Source organism: Nitrosococcus halophilus Nc 4 (assembly GCF_000024725.1).
GTDB lineage: Bacteria > Pseudomonadota > Gammaproteobacteria > Nitrosococcales > Nitrosococcaceae > Nitrosococcus > Nitrosococcus halophilus.
Genome location: NC_013960.1, coordinates 3,917,379 through 3,938,879 on the forward strand (window position 1 = coordinate 3,917,379; position 21,501 = coordinate 3,938,879).

Here is a 21,501-nt window from a genome sequence, read left to right on the forward strand (position 1 = left end):
GATCCTGTGTTCTTGCTCAACAGCTCCAAATAGGTCTTGAAAACCCCGGCACGGCATGGGGGAATCCGGGCTAATACCAATTTCATGTAATTTTGCATTCTATAGATTCAGTCTAAACAACCACTTGAAGCCTCAATAAATTGCATTCTTTAACTAAATTGGTATAACTTGCCGATCAGTGCCGCCCCGTGTGACCAAACCCTCCTTCCCCTCGCTGGCTCGTGGTAAAGGTTTGCACCTGTTCGAACTCTACTTGCACTACTGGCACAAAAACCATTTGTGCAATGCGCTCTCCTACGGCAAGGGTAAAAGTCTCCGAACCCCGATTCCAGCAAGAAACGAGGACCTCTCCCTGATAATCACTATCAATTAGGCCCACCAGATTACCCAGGACAATGCCATGTTTGTGCCCCAGCCCGGAGCGGGGAAGCAGCACCGCGGCAAGCTGGGGATCGGCGATATAAATCGCCAACCCCGTCGGAATCAATTCCGTAGCGCCTGGAGGAATCACCAGGGGACTCTCCACACAAGCTCGCAGATCCAAACCAGCCGCCCCTACAGTGGCATAATCTGGCAAAGGAAAATCTGTTCCCAGACGCGAGTCCAGAATCTTAAGCTGAATCTTTGGCATGATGGTGTTCCGCAATCAATTTTATCAGTCCTCGTGCTAGCTGAATTTTGGGAGCCATGGGCAGCTCTACTTTGCCGCCATGCCATAACACGGTTAAGGCATTGTCATCTACTTCAAATCCCCGCCCCTGCTTAATCCAATTGGCGGCGATCATATCAAGACCCTTGCTGTTAAGCTTGTGGCGCCCATTGATTTCTAGATGCTCGGTTTCCGCAGCAAACCCAACCATAAAGGGCTTATCGGCCAATTTACCAATCTGTTCAAGGGTGTCGGGAGTTCGCTCTAGCTCCAGGGTAAGGCCCTGGGAGCCCTTTTTAATTTTCTGGGCTGCCTGCCGAGTGGGCCGATAATCCGCCACCGCAGCACAAGCAACAAAGATATCCATGCCGACCACCCGGGTGAGCGTAGCATCGCACATCTGCTGCGCGCTCTCCACCTGAACCCGCTGTACCCCTGGGGGAGGTTCAAGGGTCACCGGACCGCTGATCAGCGTCACCTCGGCTCCCGCCTCAGCCGCCGCCGCCGCTAGAGCATACCCCATCTTGCCGGAGCTTCGATTGCTCAGGAAACGGACTGGATCCAAGTATTCACGGGTCGGTCCGGCCGTCACTAACACAGACCGACCTGCCAGGTAAGGCTCAGTCAGAAGCCTAGCTGCCGCCCCTATCAATTCCAGGGGCTCCAACATCCGACCAGGGCCTTGCTCACCGCAGGCTTGATCTCCTCTCGCCGGCCCCCATACCTGTATCCCCCGGCGGCGCAAAATGGCGATGTTTTCTTGAGTCGCTAGCGCTTGCCACATCTGTTGATTCATGCTGGGGGCCACGGCCAAAGGGGCTGCCGTTGCCAAGCATATGGCGGTGAGCAAATCATTCGCCCGGCCCTGGGCTAGCCGGGCTAAGCAATCAGCCGAGGCTGGCGCTACTAATAGCAGATCTGCCCAGCGGGCTAAGGCGATATGCCCCATGGCCGCCTCCTGAGCTGGATCCATAAGATCCGTATGCACGGGTTTTCCAGTGAGTGCTTGAAAGGTAAGGGGCGTAATAAATCCTTGGGCGGCGGCCGTCATGACCACCTGCACCTCCGCCCCCTCCTCTCCCAGCCGGCGAACCAAGTCAGCGGCCTTGTAAGCCGCGATACTACCGCTAACAGCGAGTAGGATATGCTTTTCTTTCAAAGGATTAGTAACCATTATTTCACTGAATGGAGAATATTTCCAACGTCCGCCCGACCTCAGCATAACCTCAAGGCCACAATTTATACTTGTCTTTACCCACCAATTCCAGGGAAAAGCAGTCTAAAATGGAATATTTTCCAAAATCCAGCGGCAAGAAAAAGCCGCGTTAAAAAAGACAAAGGGAAAAAAGCCCCGGCACCCAAGACCGGGGGTTTTTACAAACGCACCCCCTAAAAAAGGGTACAGGAGAGAGCTAAAACAATGAGTTGGTGGGGTAAAGCATTTGGCGGTGCATTTGGCTTTCTGCTGGGAGGCCCCTTAGGAGGGCTGCTAGGAGTCGCCCTAGGCCACCAAATTGATACCGGATTGGAAAAAATCGCCTCCCTGGGACTCCGTCCGGAAGAGCGAAAACGGATCCAAAACACATTTTTCACCACCACTTTCTCGGTCATGGGACATCTGGCTAAAGCAGACGGTTGGGTCTCACCCAATGAAATCCGGATGGCGGAGTCCATCATGGCCCGAATGCAGCTCTCACCGGAGCGGCGCCGAGCCGCCATTGAACTCTTTAATCAAGGCAAACAGTCTAACTTTCCCCTTGATGAGGTGCTGGATCAATTCTACCGCGATTGCCATTATCGCCATATCCTGGTGCGAGTATTCCTACAGATTCAGTTGCAAGCCGCCACGGCGGATGGCCCTATCAACACCGCAAAGCAGCAATTATTATGGCACATCTTTGCTCGCCTCGGGATTTCCCGGCGGGAGTTTGAAGCTCTACTCTCTCTGCTCCAGGGAACCTGGAGGCAAGAAACGGCGGGCAGTGGCAGAATTCGGCAGAGCAATCTTAAACAAGCGTATGCTGTCCTGGAAATTAGCGAAAATGCCAGCAATACTGAAGTCAAGCGTGCTTATCGTCGCCTTATGAGCCAACATCATCCAGACAAGTTAGTCGCCAAAGGACTCCCCGAAGACATGATGGCGCTCGCCACCGAGAAGGCGAAAGCCATTGGCGCCGCTTATGATCAGATCCGTAAAGCCCGGGGCTTTTGATGGCTACCCTCACTGAGAAAGCTCCATGAACCTCCATACCCTGCTAAAGGGGGTATTATTGTTTGCCTCCGCCTATGGGATATTGGTGCTCTTAGTCTATTTCTTACAACCTCGCCTGCTGTACTTTCCCCATATTCCTAGCCGAGCCGTGGAGACAACCCCGACGCAGGTTGGTCTTAATTTTGAAACGGTGACTCTCACCACGGAAGACGGGGTTACCCTTGAAGGTTGGTACTTACCCTCTTCTAAGGAGAGGGGAACAGTGCTATTTTTTCATGGCAATGCGGGCAACATCAGCCACCGCCTGGACTCTTTAAGCCTGTTCCATCACCTCGGGCTCTCCAGCTTCATTATTGATTATCGAGGTTACGGCCGTAGCCAAGGTCGCCCCACCGAAACCGGCACTTATCTAGATGCTCAAGCCGCCTGGCACTATCTTACCCAACAGCGTCAGATTCCTGAGGAAGAAATTGTTCTCTTTGGCCGTTCCTTAGGGGGGGCCATCGCAGCCCAACTCACCGATGATACCCAACCAGGTGCCTTAATTGTGGAATCGGCTTTCACCTCCATTCCAGATTTAGCAGCGGAGCTCTATCCTTTTCTGCCGGCCCGGTGGCTAACCCGCTTTCGATACCCGACCCAGAATTTCCTGCAAAAGGCCACTTGCCCGGTGCTCATCATTCACAGCCGTGACGATGAAATCATTCCTTTTACCCACGGGCAAGCCCTCTTTAAAGCTGCCCCTTTCCCTAAGCAGTTTCTGGTGTTAAATGGCGGTCATAACGATGCTTTTTTAATCGACGATGAAAAATACCTCAGCGGCATCGAGGCCTTTTTGCAAACCTATTTCGATCAAAGTGTTAATTAATATTGCCGTTCAATATTATCGATAATAACAGCGCTGTCAGACTCGAGAACGAGCTTATCGCCTTCATTCAATAGGGTAAATTGTAGTTCCCCCTTCAAGGTTCGAGGACCAGACAGAACAAACTGACTCCGAGTTTCGCCGCTCAGTAATGCGGAATCCAACACTTGACCGACACTTTGGGCCAACTCCTCGCCGATGGTCTCATTATGCCCTGCTTGATTGAACATTCCCGTAAACCAGACCTGGCTACCTGTTGGAACGCCAACCCCCGTTGCAGTCGCAAAAAATCCCTTTAGCCTGACGCTGGTATAGACAAGCCCTCGCGGCCCCCTAATAAAATCATGCTCAAAGTCTACGGTCCGGACCTCGTCTGAAGCCTCTGTCGCCACGAAAGTCACATTCCGAAACTCAATCGCATTCACATTTTCCCGCGTTTTATCAATACAAATCTTAGGGGTTTTCCCGGCTTCACTGGCAATCACTCGAAACCCAGGATAATCGCCAGCAATAACCACACAGACTCCGGCAAACCCCCCTGTCTCATCAACCTCTAATGCCACACCCTGAACGTTGGCAGTCAACGCATGGGCAGCGCTCAACCCTAGCCCCATCAATAAGCATAAGCTTAGGGCGACAGCCCGGAGCAACTTCATCGCTAATCCCCCTAGAAATGATCCACTGTCATTAAAAATTGGGCAAACTTTTCCAAAACAATAAATTGTTTTCCCAAGCTTGATTTATCCCCCCTACCCTCCAGGAACCCAGGTTCTGGAGAGCAAAAAGCATATCAGATTACACACAATTCCCCTAAAATATTCCCGATCTCCCTCCATTATTGGTATCAAACGGCTAATACGCCTAAATATTTAATGTCGGGCTTACCTGATTCCTACATCTTTAGGGGAACCTCGTCCCCCATGGAAACCTTAATCCTTAGAAGACAAGAGACTCCCCCTCTCCAATTAAATAGCTTTTTTCATGCCCAAAACGCCGTATTTTTACCTATGTGCCACAGGAAATAAGTTGTGGCATATTTATAAATTTAGCATCCCCTTAACTGTGGTGCCGAATACCCTCCACCGAGTTTAAACCTAAAAGTCCGAGTGCTACGCTGAAAGGGGGCTCAACTAGAGTAAAATTTCAATTAATGGAGTTTTGTTACATTATTTAAGGTGCTGTTCATAACGAGCAGCTAGAGGCAAGAAGAGGAAAGTTATATGGCAAACACTCAACACCACCGAATTCTGATCGTTGGCGGCGGCACCGCTGGGATTACAGTCGCGGCGTCCCTACGCCGTAAAGCCGGCGGCAAAGATCTAGATATCGCCATCATCGAGCCGTCAGAGAGCCACTATTATCAACCGGCATTTACCCTGGTCGGTGCCGGCGCCTATCCATTGGACAAGACCCGCCGCTCAGAGAGCAGCCTCATTCCCTCCAAGGTGGAGTGGATTCGCGATACGGTGACAAGCTTCGAGCCCAATAATAATCAAGTCACGCTGTCCTCCGGTGGCCTAGTGGGCTATGATTACCTGGTGGTATGCCCAGGATTAGTGCTAAACTGGGAGAATATCCAGGGACTGGCGGAAACGATCGGAAAGAATGGAGTTTGCAGTAACTATTCCCCTGATTATGCTCCCTACACATGGGAGTGCGTGCAGAAGCTTGAAAAGGGCGCTAAAGCTGTTTTTACCCAACCGCCCATGCCCTTCAAATGCCCCGGCGCCCCCCAGAAGATTGCCTACCTTGCTGCCGACCACTTACGTAAAAAAGGAATTTTAGACGATTGCGATCTCTATTTCTGCAATCATGGGCCAGCCATGTTTGGGGTACCGCTTTTCGCCCGGGAATTGGACAAGGTGGTGGCGCGCTATGGCATCCATGCCAATTTTCAACATAACTTGATTGCCGTTGATGGGGAGAAAAAACAGGCAACCTTTGAGGTAGTGGGCGGCGAAAAAACAGGACAAAAAATCACCCTGGACTTTGACCTATTGCACGTAACGCCACCCCAAAGCCCACCGGAAGTAGTAAAGTCCAGCCCCCTTGCAAACGAAACGGGCTACGTGGATGTCCATAAACACTCCATGCAGCATACTCAATACAAAAATGTCTTTGCCCTGGGAGATGCAGGCTCTACCCCCAACTCAAAAACTGCCGCCGCTATTCGTAAGCAAGCCCCGGTGGTAGTGAAGAATCTACTCCATCTCATTGGCGGTGGCGAACTGGAAGAAGGTTATGATGGCTATGGTTCCTGCCCTCTGACCACCGCGTACGGGAAGGTGATAATGGCCGAGTTTGTTTATGGAGGAAAAGTCACCCCTACTTTCCCCCTTGACCCTCGCAAAGAGCGCTGGATGAATTGGTGGATCAAAACCACGGGGCTGCCCCTCATGTATTGGCACTATATGCTCAAAGGTCACGAATGGTTTTTTACCCATAACACCGATTATGTGGAACCCTCCGCTTGATGCAACTGAAATATCCCCAAATTCGACCTTATTAAAATTGCTGGAATAATTAGAGGTAGGCATGAGAAATACGGAGATCGAGCGTTTATTTTCCGGCCTCATTGGTGAGGAATACGAACTTCTTCGGGTAATGCATCCCGAAGCAGCGGAAATGAGCAAGCGGGTAGGCGAATTTGTCAGCAACAACGGAACCTCAGGTGCAGGCCTGCCTCTCAAAGTATTGGAAATCGGCTGTGGCACAGGAATCACTACCCTCGCCCTTCTCAATTCGCGGGAGGATATTCATCTCACCTCCGTAGACAACGAGCCGACAATGCTCAACCAGGCTCGACAGAATTTATCCCGGTGGATCGAGAAAGGACAAGTCATCTTAGTAGAAAATGATGCCCTCTCTGCTTTGTGTGACTTGCCCGACGATAGCCTTGATATGGTGGCTTCCGCTTACACGCTCCATAATTTTCTCAATAGCTACCGTGAGAAAGCATTAGCCGAGATCCTTCGCGCACTGAAACCCGGTGGGATTTTCGTCAACGGCGATCGGTATGGGCTAGATGACTTTGAGGCGCATACCCAACAAGTGCAAACCGAGGTAAAACGATACTTTGAAGTGCTCATGGAAAGGAATCGCACGGACGTGCTTGAACAGTGGATCCTCCATTTATTTAGTGATGAGTCGCCCCATCATGTCATGCGGACTCAACCGACCCTGCAGACAATGGAGGCAATTGGCTTTTACCCAGTAGAAGAGCATTACCGCCAGGGGATCAATGCCCTTGTGAGTGGGCGCAAGCCAAAAACTTCCTGAATTCAGGGAATAGGCCAGCTAAGCGCTTGACCTCTAAAGACAGGAAAGCACCCCCCACCCTTTATTTATAGGGACAAGCACAAGGGTGGGGGGAATGCCGTCAGCTTATTCCTCTTCCGTATGATAGGGCCTACTGAGCTCATGGACCGTATCCACCAAAACAGCCACTTTTTCAGGATCCACAGTGGGATGGATACCATGACCCAGATTGAAAACATGACCACTGCCGCGTCCGTAGGCTTTAAGAATCTCATCAACCTCCTGACGTACCCGGGCAGTTGAAGCATAAAGCACGCAAGGGTCCATATTTCCTTGCAAAGCCACTTGTTTTCCCACCTGCATTCGAGCTTTGGCAAGATCCACGGTCCAATCAACCCCTAAAGCATCACAGCCCGTCTCGGCCATTGCTTCCAACCAAAGCCCTCCCCCTTTGGTAAATAAAGTCACTGGGACCCGACGGCCTTCGTTTTCTCGTGCTAAGCCTTCCACGATCCGGGCCATATAAGAAAGGGAAAAGTCCCGATAGTCTCGGTGACTTAACGCTCCGCCCCAGGTATCGAAGACCATCACCGCCTGGGCCCCTGCAGCTATTTGGGCATTGAGATAGGCAGTGACAGCGCGGGCAAGAATCTCCAGCAAGCGGTGCATGACCTGAGGCTGATCAAACATTAGTCCCTTGATCAGGGCAAAATCCTTACTTGCCCCCCCTTCCACCATATAGCAGGCCAGGGTCCAGGGACTTCCAGAAAAACCAATCAGAGGCACCTGGCCATCTAGCTCCCTACGGGTTAACCGGAGGGCATCCATCACATAACGCAACTCGGTTTCCGGATCCGGGACCCCAAGAGCCGCCACCTGGCTTTCAGTTCTAACGGGGCGCTCAAAACGAGGTCCTTCACCCTTGGAAAAATACAAACCCAGCCCCATGGCATCGGGAATGGTGAGGATATCGGAAAAAATAATGGCAGCATCTAGATCAAAGCGCCGCAAAGGCTGCAGAGTCACTTTACAAGCCAGCTCTGGCGTTGAACACAAAGTCAAAAAGTCCCTGGCTTCAGCGCGTACTTCCCGATACTCCGGAAGATAACGTCCCGCTTGGCGCATGATCCAAATGGGGGTTTGGTCCACCGGCTGCCGCAACAACGCCCGCAGTAAACGATCATTTTTTAGCGCAGCCATGGGAAAACATCACCATATACAAACAACACAATGGGACTCCTTGGGAGGTATCATCAAAGGTTCTAGCTTTGAATAGAATAAGGCTAGGCAGCTATTCCTAAAATTTTAGTCTTCCAATTATACCCCAAGGTCATCCCTCTTGGCGCCCTCTCCAACTTAGGCCCACCTCGGGTAAAATTCAGGCATGAAAATGCTCAAGGCTGGTGCTGCAAAACGTTAGCCTTTGCCAGGATCGCTTCAGCCTTAGCCTGACGATCCGAACTCAGGCGTTGCGCCAGAGCAGCATCTCCAAGCCCCAGGATTTGAGCTGCCAGATAGGCGGCATTTTTCGCCCCTGCCTTACCAATGGCAACACAAGCCACGGGAATACCGCCGGGCATCTGTACCGTGGACAATAAAGCATCCATTCCGTTTAACGGGCCGCCCTCCATGGGAACGCCAATGACCGGTTTTAAAGTATTGGCAGCTACTGCACCGGCAAGATGCGCCGCCAACCCAGCCGCAGCAATAAACACCCCACAACCCCGAGCATCTGCTTCCTTGACATAACGGGCAGTGGCTTCTGGAGTTCGATGGGCTGAACTAATCCGAACTTCAAAGGGCACCTCCAATGTCTTTAACAGATCCAAGGTGGCTTGCATGACGGGCAGATCCGAGTCCGATCCCATTAATACGGCGACAAAGGGAGTATTCACCAAGATTCTCCTACTACAAAGAAAGTCCTACTAGATCTAAGTTAATTCGTGGCTTCCAAAGAGCTTACCCCTTAGCCTTTTTTCGGGTTCCGGTTTTACGGCGCGCCCGCTTTGCGGGGGCTTCGTTAATAAGGGTTTGCGCCTGCTCCAAGCTAAGCTTCTCGGGGGCTTGGTCCTTGGGAACCCGGGCATTGCGTTCACCATCCGTCACATAGGGCCCGTAACGCCCATTGAGAATCTGGATTCCGCTATCAGGAAAGACCTTGATTACCCGATTAGCATCAGCCTGCTTCTTCTCCTGGATAAGCTCTAAGGCCCGCTCCAGAGCAATGGTATAGGGGTCCTCCCCCCGTAGAGAGACATATTTATTATCATATTTCACATAAGGTCCAAAACGCCCAATGTTGACACTGACCTTCTCCCCCTCAGGACTAAACCCCAACTCTCGGGGTAATTCAAACAAAGCCAGCCCTTCTTCCAGGGTAATGGTATCCATTTTTTGGCCTGGCCGCAGCCCCGCAAAACGGGGCTTTTCTTCATCCTCCTTAGAGCCAATCTGGACATAGGGCCCATAACGTCCGATGCGCACTGATACTGGGCGACCGCTTTTGGGATCAATACCCAATTCCCGGGCTTGGACCGCCTCTTCTCGGCTGACGCTTTGTTCCTTTTCTTGTATGCGCCCCAAAAAGGGTTCCCAAAATTCCTCCAACACCGGAATCCAGACCTTCTCTCCGCGGGAAATGGCATCAAGCTGATCCTCCAGACGAGCGGTGAAATCGTAATCCACATAAGGGTTAAAATGCTCTGTCAGAAAGCGGTTGACTACCCGCCCCACATCCGTGGGGTGGAAGCGCTTGTTTTCCAACAACGCATAACTGCGCTGCTGGAGGGTGGAGATAATCGTCGCGTAAGTAGAAGGCCGCCCGATACCAAATTCCTCTAAAGCCCGCACCAAGCTGGCTTCGGTATAGCGTGGCGGCGGCTCCGTGAAGTGTTGCTCCGGCCGTATCCGCACCAACTCCACTCGATCCCCCTCCTTCATGGGCGGCAGTATCCGTTGTTCCTCCTCCGCTTTGGTATCATCCCGTCCCTCCTGATACACAGCCATAAAACCGGGGTCAACCACCGTTGACCCTGTGGCCCGGAAAATATTGCTGCCAGTATTGCTCACTCCCTTCTCTGGAACCGACTTCCGAGTATCTAGATCCACCGCCACAGTCTCAATGGTGGCATGGTTCATCTGGCAGGCGATGGTGCGACGCCAAATAAGCTGATAGAGCTTGAACTGTTCAGGCTTGAGGTGAGGTTTTAACTCCTCTGGAGTTCGGTATACCGAGGTCGGGCGAATGGCTTCATGGGCCTCTTGGGCGTTTTTAGCCCGGGTTTTGAATGTCTTCGGCTTGGCCGGCAAACTCTTTTCACCAAAATGGCCGGCAATAAAATCACGAAGTTCCTTCACGGCTTCATTGGCCAAATTGACCGAATCGGTCCGCATATAGGTAATGAGACCCACGGCGCCATCTCCAATATCCACCCCTTCATAGAGTTGCTGGGCCACGCTCATGGTCCGTTTAGTGGAAAAACCGAGCTTGCGGGAAGCCTCCTGTTGTAACGTGGAAGTAATAAATGGAGCCGCTGGATTACGGCGGCGCTGCTTGCGCTCCACCTTAATTACCAGCAATTCACCGCTCGCCGCTTTAGTCAGCTGCTCCACAAGCGCCTGGGCCCGGTCACCGTTATCAATATCGAATTGCCCCAATTTGTGACCGTCCAAATGGGTTAGTTTGGCAACAAAGGGGTGCTTAGACGCCGCCGCATCGGCCTCTAGGGTCCAATATTCCTGGATCTTAAAGGCTTCGATCTCTTTTTCCCGCTCGCAGATCAAGCGCAGTGCCGGACTTTGGACCCGTCCCGCAGACAAGCCGCGGCGGATCTTTTTCCACAGCAGTGGAGAAAGATTAAATCCCACTAAATAGTCCAAGGCACGCCGTGCTTGCTGGGCATTGACTAAATCCGAGGAAATATCGCGAGGGTGGGCGATGGCCTCATTGACTGCCTGCTGGGTAATTTCATAGAACACCACCCGCTTGATGGACTTACCCTCCAAAGCTCCCCGCTCTTTAAGAAGCTCAAGAAGATGCCAGGAAATCGCCTCCCCTTCCCGATCGGGATCAGTTGCGAGAAGGAGGGCATCGGCCTTCTTCAATGCTTTTGCGATGGCATCCACATGGCGGCTATTCTTTTCAATGACCTGGTACTTCATTGCGAACCCATGCTCAGGGTCCACCGCACCCTCCTTGGGCATCAAGTCTCGCACGTGCCCATAGGACGCCATCACTTCAAAGTCTTTCCCTAAGTACTTCTTAATAGTCTTGGCCTTGGCTGGCGACTCCACAACAACCAGGTTTTTACTCATTGACTATCCCCTGAAAACTCGAAGCCCGCGAAACGCGGGCATCGAGTAAAATCATAAGGTCAGTAGGCGAGATCCTACCCACGCTCGGCATGGGGCCAAGCAACCCCACGCATCAATGTAAAAGGTCAGTTACCTCGTCAAAGACCAAATCTTCCATCCAGGCATAGGCCGCTTCTTGACCTGGCTGGTGAGATAACACCATCAGAATAACCCACTTAAGCTGCTCCAAGTCAAAATCTTCAGCCTCTAACGCCATCACCCGATCAATCACTAATTCCCGTGTCATGGAATCCAGCACGCCGACCTGCTCCAGAAACAGCAAAAATCCTCGGCACTCAGTATCTAGCTTCTCTTTTTCATGGAGAGTAAAGACCCGAATCGAGGAGTTGGTCACTGGGAACGGGCGCGGCTCACTCTGCTGTAACGCCGCTAGTCCTTCCAACCAATCAAACGCCTTACCTATTTCGGCATGGTGAAAACCCGCCTCTGTCAGTTCTACTTCCAATGATTCCTTCGTAGGCTGAGCCTCAGCCTCACTATCCATATAACTCTGGAACAGATACATCAGTACATCGAGCACATTTTCTTTCATGATTGGCCCTCTTTACCGCAACGGAGATAGCGCCCTCCAGGCAATGCTGTGATGCGGCCTTGTAACTCTAACATCAAAAGCATGGAGGAAACCGCTTCTGCCGTCAATCCGCAGCGCTCAACTAGGGTATCTATGGGGAGGGGATCATAGCCTAGACAATCCAGCAGGATCTGGTACTCTGGATCCCTGCTTGATTCCTCTATTTTTTTATGCTTTTCCTGAGGTTGCAGGTCAGCCATTGAGCCTACCAAAGGACCTAATTCCTCCCAAATGTCCTGGGCAGTTTCCACCAACTTGGCGCCTTCACGGATAAGGCGGTGGCAACCCCGGGCGAGCGGATTATGGATGGAGCCAGGAATCGCAAAGACCTCACGTCCCTGTTCTGCGCCTAGACGGGCGGTAATTAGAGAACCACTTTGCAAAGCCGCTTCGACCACTAGAATGCCCAAACTAAGGCCACTGATGAGCCGGTTACGACGCGGAAAATTCTGGGGTAAAGGGGGAGTGCCAATGGGAAATTCCGACACCAGGGCCCCTCCCTTGGCGATGGCATGGGCCAAAGCCCGATGGCGGGCCGGGTAGACCCTATCTAACCCGGTTCCCGCCACAGCGATAGTCGGCGCCTTCGCTGCCAGCGCTCCCTCATGGGCAGCGGCATCAATACCCAATGCCAGCCCGCTCGTGATCACAAGACCGGAACTGGCCAAATAGGTGGCAAATTGGGCGGCCGTCTCTGCCCCTGTTGGGGAGGGATTACGACTGCCCACAATGGCCAGCTGGGGTAAGGAGAGCAGGGAAGGATCGCCATGAATGAATAAGACCGGCGGCGGATCCGGGATCTCCCGCAAAAGTGGCGGGTAACCTGGATCGGCTAAAGTCAGTAAATAACGTTCTGGCTGTTCCAGCCACTTAAGATCCTGTTCTACGGCCCCCCAATCGGGCTGCCGCAAATAATGCCGGGTTTCATTGCTAAGGTTAGTCGCTTTCTCTGGAGCAGCCAATACCGCAGCTGGCGAGCCATATTCTTTCAGGAGCCGACCAAAACCAATACTGCCAATGCCCGGGGCACGGTGTAAGGCGAGCCAGCAGGCTCGTTCATTCATTGGCAAACCAAGGGCAGCTCCAATTTATGGATTACGAACGACATCATACACATGAATAGCCCGTTCCGCTCCCATCACTAACCCATAGCTGATATGGTTAAAAGCGCGAAAGACCATGATCACCCCTGCCCGTTCGTCAGGTAACTGGACTTTATCATCAGGTAAACGGCTTATGGGATCACGCACGACTCTACCCGCTTGGTATATCGCCAGTACCGTCCCTTTGTCCATGCCATCCTCTGTACCCAAATTCAGCACCACGGCCTGATGCTGGCCAATCTGGGAAACCCCTTCTATCACCGCAATAATTTTACCCTCTACGGGGGTCGGTGACACATGGGGAAAAAAGTGCCGTTCAAAGGCCTGGTCGTTTATTGGCAAGAGCCGATCTCCCACAAGTATCTCCCGCTTGGAGTTCTGAATACTCAGAATAGCAGGATCGCCAAACTGGCGCACTTTCCCATCCGCAATAAAAAGAGCCTCATAACCTAGAACTTTATAAGGGTGATCCGGATCCCGGTAGACCTCGCCCCCCCGGTAGATACCATATCTCGTGGTAGCCGAATTGCCTAGACCACGAACGTAAGCATCATCTCCCGCTCCTAAAATCAAGCGCTCCTCTGTTCCTGCAACTACATAGGGGGCATTCTCCAAAGTTTCTTTACTCACCATTTGGGGATTCAACAGAAATTGCTGGATGACATCAATGGGAATAGTCGGAATGGCTTTTTCCAGCTCAATAACTCGAACCGTTGGTGAGAGCTTATAGGTAGGAAGCCCTCGCTGAAGTTCCAATACAGGACGCCCATTTTCACCGTAACTGAGGGCAATAATATCGCCTGGATAAATCAAGTGAGGGTTCTTAATTTGCTGATTGACCTGCCAAATATCCGGCCACCGCCAAGGATCCCGTAAAAAGCGGCCCGCAATATCCCAAAGGGTATCGCCACGGACTACCACATAGCGTTGGGGAGCATCCGGATTAAGGGTCACGGGCGCTCCCCAAGCCCCATGGGCAATGATATATAAGAAAATGAGAGTTAATGATTTTTTAAGCTTCATCGGCTTCCCTGAATAAACCTCAGCCAAACCTAACCACGGCTGCCGGACCAAGGGAGAGTTTCCACCTTCCCCAACCCTGTAGCACCGTTACCGAAATATCAAGTATTATGGCGACATGGAACCTTTGTACTTTAGCGCTGCCAGAAAACAGTAGTAACGCAAAGGTTGAAAGTATGGGTTTTTCGCTTTATTTATATACAAAATAAGGAGCGGAAAGTTGTGATTGATTACCCTATTAACGAAATTACTGGCATAATCTTTGGTTGAAGTCCCATGGCGATACTCAATATATTGCATTACCCCGATCCCCGACTGCGTCGGAAGGCCCAGCCCGTCGCTACGGTGGATGAGTCCATAAAAAAACTTGCCGATGACATGCTGGAGACCATGTATCAGGCTCCGGGTATTGGGCTTGCGGCAATCCAGGTGAACGTCCCTAAACGAATAGTAGTGATTGATATCTCCGAGGATAAATCCTCCCCGCTGGTGCTTATCAATCCTGAGATTGTGGCGCGACGAGGAAAAGCCGAAAGCGATGAAGGCTGCCTATCGGTGCCTGAGATCTTTGAGCCGGTCACTCGAGCCGCAGAAATTACCGTCCGCTACCTAGACCGGGAGGGGCAGGAGCAAGAGCTTGAGGCCCAAGAACTGCTGGCCACTTGCATTCAGCATGAGCTAGACCATCTAGAGGGGAAGCTTTTTATCGATTATCTCTCGACCCTCAAGCGTCAACGTATCCGGAAAAAAGTGGAAAAACGGCAACGCCTCTCCGCCTAAGGGAAGAATTGCCTACCTTGCCCCAGGGTCATCCTTCAAAGGGCTGAAGCTAAAGCTTGCAGTCAATACCCCTTTATTGGGTAAAATGAAGGATGAAGGTAGTTTTGCGTCCCAGAATCCAGTCCCTAGCTCAAGATTAAGCGTACCCAGGCGGAATACCGCCAATGGCGCAAACACACTCCAGAAAAGAAAGAAAGCTAAGCTAATTTTATCCTGTTCGTCATTCTCTAAAATTTATACAACCCCATATCAGGCATGGCTGCACCGCTGCAAATTGTTTTCGCTGGAACGCCCGAGTTTGCTGCAGTTGTCCTGCGCCGACTTGTTGAAACGGAATATTCTATCAAGGCGGTCTATACTCAGCCTGACCGTCCCAGCGGCCGAGGCCGACAGCTCACCCCAAGCCCGGTCAAGGCCATCGCCACCGCCCATCAACTTCCCGTCTACCAGCCGAGTTCCCTGAAAGATAAAACCTCACAGGCCCAGCTTGCGGCACTGGCTCCCGATCTGATGGTAGTGGTCGCCTATGGGCTTCTTCTACCCACCGCAGTGCTCCAAATCCCCCCTCTCGGTTGCATTAACATCCACGCCTCCCTATTACCTCGCTGGCGGGGTGCCGCCCCTATTCAACGGGCTCTCATGGCAGGGGACCAGGAGACAGGAGTCAGCATCATGCAGATGGAAGCCGGTTTAGATACGGGACCGGTGCTCCATACCGTACGTTATCCGCTCCAGCCAGACGATACCGCCGCCACCGTTCATGACCGCCTTGCTGAATTAGGAGCCGAAGCCCTGTTGCAGTGTTTACCCGCCATTGCCGAAGGGACGGCCACCCCCACCCTTCAAGATGAAAATCAGGCCTGTTACGCGCCCAAGATTCACAAGGAAGAAGCCTGGCTCGATTGGTCTCAACCCGCAACGTTTTTAGAACGCCAAGTGCGGGCCTTTAATCCCTGGCCGGTGGCACAAACCCAGATCAAGGATCAAATATTGCGCGTGTGGTCGGCGACGGCCCTTGCCACAGAGACCGCAGCTTCGCCGGGAACCCTTTTAGCAGCGAATAAAACAGGAATCGATGTGGCCACCGGCAAGGGGGTCTTGCGCCTGCTAAAGGTGCAACCGGCAGGTAAGCGAGCCATGGCGGTCCAAGCTTATCTCAATGCTCACCCCCTAACGCCGGGTTCCGTGCTGGCAAAAAACCCAGGCAAGCCCCCCCGGCCTTAGTATTTTGGAATGCCGACTGCACCTCACTCAGCGAGTACTCGAGTCATAGCGGCCACCGTATTAGCGCAGGTCCTTGGCCAAGGACGCTCCCTCACTGCGGCTTTACCGCCGGCGGTGGCCCATTTGCCAGACCGGGATCAAGCCTTTACTCAAACCTTATGTTATGGCGTTCTGCGGTGGCTGCCCCGACTTGAATATCTGGCCCAAAAGCTTCTGCGCAAACCATTACGAGCCCGCGATGTGGACCTTTATAGCTTATTGCTTTTAGGCCTGTACCAACTGACAGAACTCGGTATCCCCTCCCACGCGGCCTTGTCCGAAACGGTTGCTGCTGCCGAAAGCCTGGGTAAGCCGTGGGCCAAAAAACTGATCAATGCTATCCTCCGTGCCTATTTGCGCAACCAAGTCGCTTTGCAAGCTCAAGTGGCCACCCATGAAGTCGCCCATAGCGCCCACCCTCGGTGGCTATTGGAAGCTATCCGTCGCTCCTGGCCGGATGATTGGTCCCAAATCATCGCGGCCAATAACTGTCACCCTCCTCTCAGTCTGCGCGTTAACCGTCTCCAAGGTAGCCGTGCAAGCTACTTGCAAGAACTAGAGCGCAATGGCATTGAAGCCCGTGCCATACCCCATACGGAGTGGGGAGTGGTGCTGGACCAACCCCGCCCAGTCACGACTTTGCCGGGTTTTCTTGAAGGGCGGGTCTCGGTCCAAGATGGTGCCGGCCAGCGGGTCGCTCCTTTATTGGCCCTGGCTCCCGGACAGCGGGTCCTGGATGCCTGCGCCGCCCCTGGCGGTAAAACCTGCCACATTCTAGAGCTTGAGCCCCAGCTTGAAACCCTCATTGCCCTGGATCTGGAGGCTGTTCGCCTAGAACGCCTCGACAGTAATCTGAAACGCCTGCAGTTGAAAGCGAAAGCTCAGGTCGTCCAAGGTGACGCGGCCCAGCCCCAAACCTGGTGGGATGGAATCCCCTTTGATCGGATCTTGCTAGATGCTCCCTGCTCAGGCAGTGGCGTCATCCGCCGCCACCCTGACATCAAAGTCCTACGACGGGAGCGTGATATTCCCCCCTTAGTGGTTTTACAAAAACGCTTGCTATCGGCCCTATGGCCCTTGCTTGCACCCGGAGGTTTGCTACTTTATTGCACCTGCTCTATATTGCCCCAGGAAAATGAACAGCAAATTCGCGAGTTTCTTCTTGCCCACCCCGAGGGAAAAGAACGACCACTAGAGGTTCCATGGGGATTACCCCAGATCCCTGGACGGCAACTCCTCACTGGTGCAGAAGGACTAGACGGCTTTTATTATGCTTGCCTGGAGAAGTGCTGAAAGCGGCCTTCCCTGGTGTTCCGGCGGGCTCCTGTTGCTCGGCTTGCTGATCAGCATGAGTGGTGTCGCCAGCGAAACATTTAATGTTCGCACGGCCAGCACCCAATTAGTGGGCGGGATTTATCGTCTCCATGCCCAGATTGATTACCCCCTCAACGAAGAGGTACGAAAAGCTGTCAAAAGCGGTATTCCCCTGATCGTCAATCAGGAAATCGAAATCCTACGGCTTCGACGCTGGCTCTGGCCTAAGACGATTAAGGAAATCACACTTCGCTACCAGTTGAGGTACCATGCTTTATCAGAACAGTTTGTCCTGCTCTACCTTAGCCAAGATAGACAGCGGGCTTACCCCAACCTTAGCGCAGCCATTAAAAGTCTTAGCACCATTAAAGACTACCCCCTTATCACCCAAGAGGAATTGGAACCCCATCAACGTTATCGGGTTCGCCTGCGGACCCGCTTGAATATTGAAGATCTACCGGCTCCTATGCGGCCGATAGCCTATTTATCTCCCCAATGGCACCTGGACAGCCCATGGTTCAGCTGGTTACTCGGATCGCCCGGACTTTAAGCCGGGGCTACATCCGCTATCTCGCCCTGGGAGGGCTGCTCCTGCTCTCTTTCTATCTGCTGGCCACCGCCCTTGAAGACTCGGCTCATTTTGATCGCCTCTATTTCGTGGTGCTGGGGGTCAATTTGCTGGCGCTGTTGCTACTGCTCTTTTTTATTGGTGCCAACCTGATTCGCCTGCTTCGAAGATATCGGGAACGCCAGCCTGGATCGCGGCTCACCCTACGGGTGGTGGCCATGTTTATTTCTCTGGCTTTCATTCCCCTGGCCATTGTGTTTTCCTTCTCCTTACAGTTTTTACACCGAGGGATCGAAAGCTGGTTTGACGTAGAGGTGGAAAAGGCCCTGGAAGATTCCCTCGAACTTGGCCGCACGGCCTTCGGAATTCGGATGCGGACCTTACTCAAACAAACTCAATTAATGGCCGCCACCCTGGCTGAATTACCCCTAGAAAAAGCCGCGCACAGCCTCCAGGAACTACGGCATATCAGTGGCGCTCATGAGTTAACTCTGCTGAATACCCGCGGGCATATCATCACCTCGGCCACCCTCGATCCGGAGACTATTGTCCCGGATCACCCCAATGATGTGATTTTGTTCCAGCTCCGCCAAGGCCAAGATTATGTAGGACTCGATCCCGTCGGCGAATCAGGTCTGCATCTGCGGGCTGTGGTCAACCTCCCCGCTACCCGGCCTGATACGGAGGCGTTGATTTTACAAGCCCTATTTCCCATTGCCGACCGATTAAGCACCCTAGCCGATAGCGTTCAAGACGCCTACACTCAATATCAACAATTGGCTTACCTACGTAAACCGTTAATCTATAGCTTTACCCTGGCGCTCTCCCTCATTGTCCTTCTGACCCTATTGGCAGCCGTATGGGCAGCATTTTTCCTAGCGCGACGCCTAGTTTCTCCGGTAACGGATCTAGCCCAAGGCACTCGAGCCGTCGCCAACGGCGACTACGATACTCAATTGCCCCCCCATGGTCATGATGAGCTGGGTTTCCTCGTGGATTCCTTCAACCAAATGACTCGACGCTTGAGGCACGCCCGGGATACCGCCCACGCCAGCCGCCAACAACTGGAGAGGCAGCGGCGTTACTTAAAAGCCGTGCTAGGGAGTTTATCTTCGGGAGTCGTCACTCTAGACAATGCTTACCGGATTCGCACTGCCAACATTACCGCGGGGGAAATTCTGGGGGTGGACCTGCGCCGCTATACCGGTCAAGCTTTGGAACAGGTGGCGCGCCGTTATCCAGCGGTACAGGAATTTATTGAACTGCTCCACCCCCATCTAGAAAGCCGTCATCGGGAGTGGCACAAAGAAATCATCCGACAACAGGAAGATGGCCGCCAGTTTCTCATGTGCCGGGGCACCCCCTTGCCGGGCAATGCCGGTCAAGTCATTGTATTTGACGACGTCACCCCCTTTGTCCAAGCACAACGCAACGCTGCCTGGGGGGAGGTAGCTCGGCGCCTCGCCCATGAGATCAAAAATCCACTCACCCCTATCCAGCTCTCCGCGGAGCGGCTACGGCGCAAGTATCTCAATCTGTTGCCCGCCGATCAGACTCAGCTGTTGGATCGGTTAACCCATACTATTATTGCCCAGGTAGAGGCCATGAAAGAAATGGTGAACGCTTTCTCCGAATATGCCCGCAACCCGGCCCTGCAACAACAATTTTTGGATCTCAACCAATTGGTTAACGAAGTGCTGGAACTCTACCGAGGTGACGAAAATAAACTCTGGATCGAGACTCGGTTGGCCCCTCACCCCCTCTGGCTCCTGGCTGATCCCAGCCGCTTGCGCCAGCTGCTCCATAACCTAATCAAAAACGCCCTGGAAGCCATGGCCGATTCTCCGCAAACCCCTCGGGTGACTATCCGAACCCGCCGCTTACAGGACAAACAACGGGAATTGGCGGAACTGCAAATCGTCGATCAAGGCCCCGGCATCCCCCCGGAATTATCCCAGAGCCTATTTGAGCCCTACGTGTCTACGCGACCTAAAGGAACCGGCCTGGGATTGGCCATCGTCAAGCGCATTGTGGAAGAACAAGGGGGTCACGTCTGGGCCAAGAACCTTCCGGAAGGAGGGGCCTGTCTCATTGTCCAATTGCCATACCAAGCAGCTCCACAACCCCTATTGGAGGTACGCTCATGACCGCACCCCATATCCTGGTGGTGGACGATGAACCCGACATCCGGATCTTAATTCATGAAATTCTAGAAGATGAAAACTACCGGGTAACCGTGGCCGAAAATGGCGCCATCGCCCGCAAAGTATGGCAAACCGATCCCCCGGACCTTCTCTTGCTCGATATCTGGATGCCGGACATCGATGGCATTAGCCTACTACGGGAATGGACCCAGGGTCCCACCAAGGAAGTGCCGGTCATTATGATGTCGGGGCACGGTACGGTAGAAACCGCCGTCCAAGCAACCCGCTTGGGAGCCTTCGACTATATTGAAAAACCCCTTTCCATGGCCAAACTCTTGCTCACGGTAGAAAAGGCCCTGGCTAACGCCCATCAATCCTCTCCTCCCGGGGCAGGGGAACTTTCCCTATCACCCATCGAGCCCATGGGTAAGAGCACCCCGATGACCCGGCTGCGGGAGCAAGCACGTCGCATGGCAGATAATGACGCCCCCATACTGCTCATTGGGGAGCCGGGAAGCGGCAAGAGCCTGTTTGCCCGATATCTCCATGCCCTCTGCGCCTCCCGACACGAGGGTCCATTCATCGCGGTCAATATTGCGGGCTTGGCCCCAGAAGCTCAACAACTCGAATTGTTTGGAAAATATTCAGGCAACCAAGATCAACCTGGGATATTAGCACGGGCCCGAACAGGCACTGTATTTCTCGACGGGATTGAGGCTCTAAGCCCGAATAGTCAGCGCCGATTATATGCGCTTATTGACGCCGCCACCTCCACGGGCACTGAGGCGGCAAAGCAGTGCTTTCCACGCTTGGTAACCGCGACCAGCGTGGACTTGAGCCAACTGGTTGAGAGCGGTCGCTTTCGAGAAAATCTCTACTATCAACTTAGCGTATTACCCTTATTTATTCCGCCGTTGCGAGAGCGTTGCGAGGATATCCCTGAGCTACTCAATTATTTCGTCGATCTTCTGGTGGAACAAGAAGGGCTCCCTTACCGTCACTTTAGCGTCGCGGCCCAAAACCGCCTACGCAATCATAACTGGCCGGGTAACGTCCGGGAATTACGCAACTTAGTGCGGCGCCTGCTGATCATCGGCAAGGGGGTAGAGATTGATTTAGCCGAAGTGGAAGCCAGTCTCGAACCGATTTCAGTCACCGGCACCCCGCTTCCCATTGATCTGGGCCTCCCCTTACGGGAAGCCCGGGAACAATTCGAGCGGCTTTACTTGGAGCACAAACTGCGAGAAACGGGAGGCAATGTAGGTAAGGCAGCTAAATTGGTTGAAATGGAACGGACCCATCTTTATCGTAAACTGCGATCATTGGGAATTGATACCAAGCGGTTGGGAAATCAAGAATAATTAACCTCCCCGCTTCTTG

At 52.8% G+C, this 21,501-nt stretch carries 19 protein-coding genes; 10 read left to right on the forward strand and 9 right to left on the reverse strand.

The window, feature by feature from the left end; translation table 11 throughout:
- Window positions 1-175: 175 nt before the first annotated feature.
- Entirely contained in the window at window positions 176-631 is a 456-nt protein-coding gene (gene dut, locus NHAL_RS18445) for a dUTP diphosphatase (protein ID WP_013034667.1), read from the reverse strand.
- Complete coding sequence (coaBC, locus tag NHAL_RS18450) at window positions 612-1,823, reverse strand: bifunctional phosphopantothenoylcysteine decarboxylase/phosphopantothenate--cysteine ligase CoaBC (RefSeq protein ID WP_013034668.1); 1,212 nt, start codon at window positions 1,821-1,823, stop codon at window positions 612-614. The genes dut and coaBC overlap by 20 nt, the downstream gene beginning before the upstream one ends.
- Before the next feature lie 246 nt (window positions 1,824-2,069).
- Between coaBC and djlA the strand changes: the two genes are divergently transcribed.
- Window positions 2,070-2,861 (forward strand): co-chaperone DjlA, encoded by a 792-nt coding sequence (djlA, locus tag NHAL_RS18455; protein WP_013034669.1) that lies wholly within the window; start codon window positions 2,070-2,072, stop codon window positions 2,859-2,861.
- Window positions 2,862-2,886: 25 nt separating this feature from the next.
- Complete coding sequence (locus tag NHAL_RS18460; RefSeq protein WP_013034670.1) at window positions 2,887-3,729, forward strand: alpha/beta hydrolase; 843 nt, start codon at window positions 2,887-2,889, stop codon at window positions 3,727-3,729.
- Here NHAL_RS18460 and NHAL_RS18465 read toward each other — a convergent pair.
- Window positions 3,726-4,382 carry a hypothetical protein gene (locus NHAL_RS18465; RefSeq protein WP_013034671.1) on the reverse strand — a complete coding sequence of 219 codons (657 nt, stop codon included), beginning with the start codon at window positions 4,380-4,382 and terminating at the stop codon, window positions 3,726-3,728. The genes NHAL_RS18460 and NHAL_RS18465 overlap by 4 nt on opposite strands.
- A gap of 564 nt (window positions 4,383-4,946) precedes the next feature.
- Between NHAL_RS18465 and NHAL_RS18470 the strand changes: the two genes are divergently transcribed.
- On the forward strand, window positions 4,947-6,200 hold the full coding sequence (locus NHAL_RS18470) for an NAD(P)/FAD-dependent oxidoreductase (protein ID WP_013034672.1): 1,254 nt from the start codon (window positions 4,947-4,949) through the stop codon (window positions 6,198-6,200).
- 61 nt (window positions 6,201-6,261) lie between these two features.
- Window positions 6,262-7,005, forward strand: coding sequence for a class I SAM-dependent methyltransferase (locus NHAL_RS18475; RefSeq protein ID WP_013034673.1), 744 nt, complete (start codon window positions 6,262-6,264; stop codon window positions 7,003-7,005).
- A 105-nt stretch (window positions 7,006-7,110) separates the two neighbouring features.
- Here NHAL_RS18475 and hemE read toward each other — a convergent pair whose 3' ends face one another.
- From hemE to NHAL_RS18505, 6 genes are all read right to left on the reverse strand, one after another.
- A complete protein-coding gene (hemE, locus tag NHAL_RS18480; protein WP_013034674.1) occupies window positions 7,111-8,184 on the reverse strand; it encodes a uroporphyrinogen decarboxylase in 1,074 nt (357 codons plus the stop codon).
- A gap of 194 nt (window positions 8,185-8,378) precedes the next feature.
- Window positions 8,379-8,879: a 5-(carboxyamino)imidazole ribonucleotide mutase gene (purE, locus tag NHAL_RS18485; RefSeq protein WP_013034675.1), complete on the reverse strand. Its 501-nt coding sequence runs from the start codon at window positions 8,877-8,879 to the stop codon at window positions 8,379-8,381.
- 64 nt (window positions 8,880-8,943) lie between these two features.
- Complete coding sequence (locus NHAL_RS18490; protein WP_013034676.1) at window positions 8,944-11,298, reverse strand: DNA topoisomerase I; 2,355 nt, start codon at window positions 11,296-11,298, stop codon at window positions 8,944-8,946.
- 112 nt (window positions 11,299-11,410) lie between these two features.
- Entirely contained in the window at window positions 11,411-11,890 is a 480-nt protein-coding gene (locus tag NHAL_RS18495) for a DUF494 family protein (protein ID WP_013034677.1), read from the reverse strand.
- Window positions 11,887-12,993: a DNA-processing protein DprA gene (gene dprA / locus NHAL_RS18500; protein ID WP_013034678.1), complete on the reverse strand. Its 1,107-nt coding sequence runs from the start codon at window positions 12,991-12,993 to the stop codon at window positions 11,887-11,889. The genes NHAL_RS18495 and dprA overlap by 4 nt, the downstream gene beginning before the upstream one ends.
- 24 nt (window positions 12,994-13,017) lie before the next feature.
- Window positions 13,018-14,055 carry a LysM peptidoglycan-binding domain-containing protein gene (locus NHAL_RS18505; protein WP_013034679.1) on the reverse strand — a complete coding sequence of 346 codons (1,038 nt, stop codon included), beginning with the start codon at window positions 14,053-14,055 and terminating at the stop codon, window positions 13,018-13,020.
- A 273-nt stretch (window positions 14,056-14,328) separates the two neighbouring features.
- Between NHAL_RS18505 and def the strand changes: the two genes are divergently transcribed.
- The 6 genes from def to NHAL_RS18535 all read left to right on the forward strand — a co-directional run bounded on the left by def (window position 14,329) and on the right by NHAL_RS18535 (window position 21,482).
- On the forward strand, window positions 14,329-14,832 hold the full coding sequence (gene def / locus NHAL_RS18510; protein WP_013034680.1) for a peptide deformylase: 504 nt from the start codon (window positions 14,329-14,331) through the stop codon (window positions 14,830-14,832).
- A gap of 255 nt (window positions 14,833-15,087) precedes the next feature.
- Window positions 15,088-16,056, forward strand: a complete 969-nt coding sequence (gene fmt / locus NHAL_RS18515) for a methionyl-tRNA formyltransferase (protein ID WP_013034681.1) — start codon at window positions 15,088-15,090, stop codon at window positions 16,054-16,056.
- Window positions 16,057-16,065: 9 nt separating this feature from the next.
- Entirely contained in the window at window positions 16,066-17,388 is a 1,323-nt protein-coding gene (gene rsmB / locus NHAL_RS18520) for a 16S rRNA (cytosine(967)-C(5))-methyltransferase RsmB (protein ID WP_013034682.1), read from the forward strand.
- A complete protein-coding gene (locus NHAL_RS18525) occupies window positions 17,366-17,959 on the forward strand; it encodes a DUF4390 domain-containing protein (protein WP_013034683.1) in 594 nt (197 codons plus the stop codon). The genes rsmB and NHAL_RS18525 overlap by 23 nt, the downstream gene beginning before the upstream one ends.
- Complete coding sequence (locus NHAL_RS18530; RefSeq protein WP_013034684.1) at window positions 17,923-20,124, forward strand: sensor histidine kinase; 2,202 nt, start codon at window positions 17,923-17,925, stop codon at window positions 20,122-20,124. Before NHAL_RS18525 ends, NHAL_RS18530 begins: the two co-directional genes overlap by 37 nt.
- A complete protein-coding gene (locus NHAL_RS18535) occupies window positions 20,121-21,482 on the forward strand; it encodes a sigma-54-dependent transcriptional regulator (protein WP_013034685.1) in 1,362 nt (453 codons plus the stop codon). Before NHAL_RS18530 ends, NHAL_RS18535 begins: the two co-directional genes overlap by 4 nt.
- Window positions 21,483-21,501 lie beyond the last annotated feature (19 nt).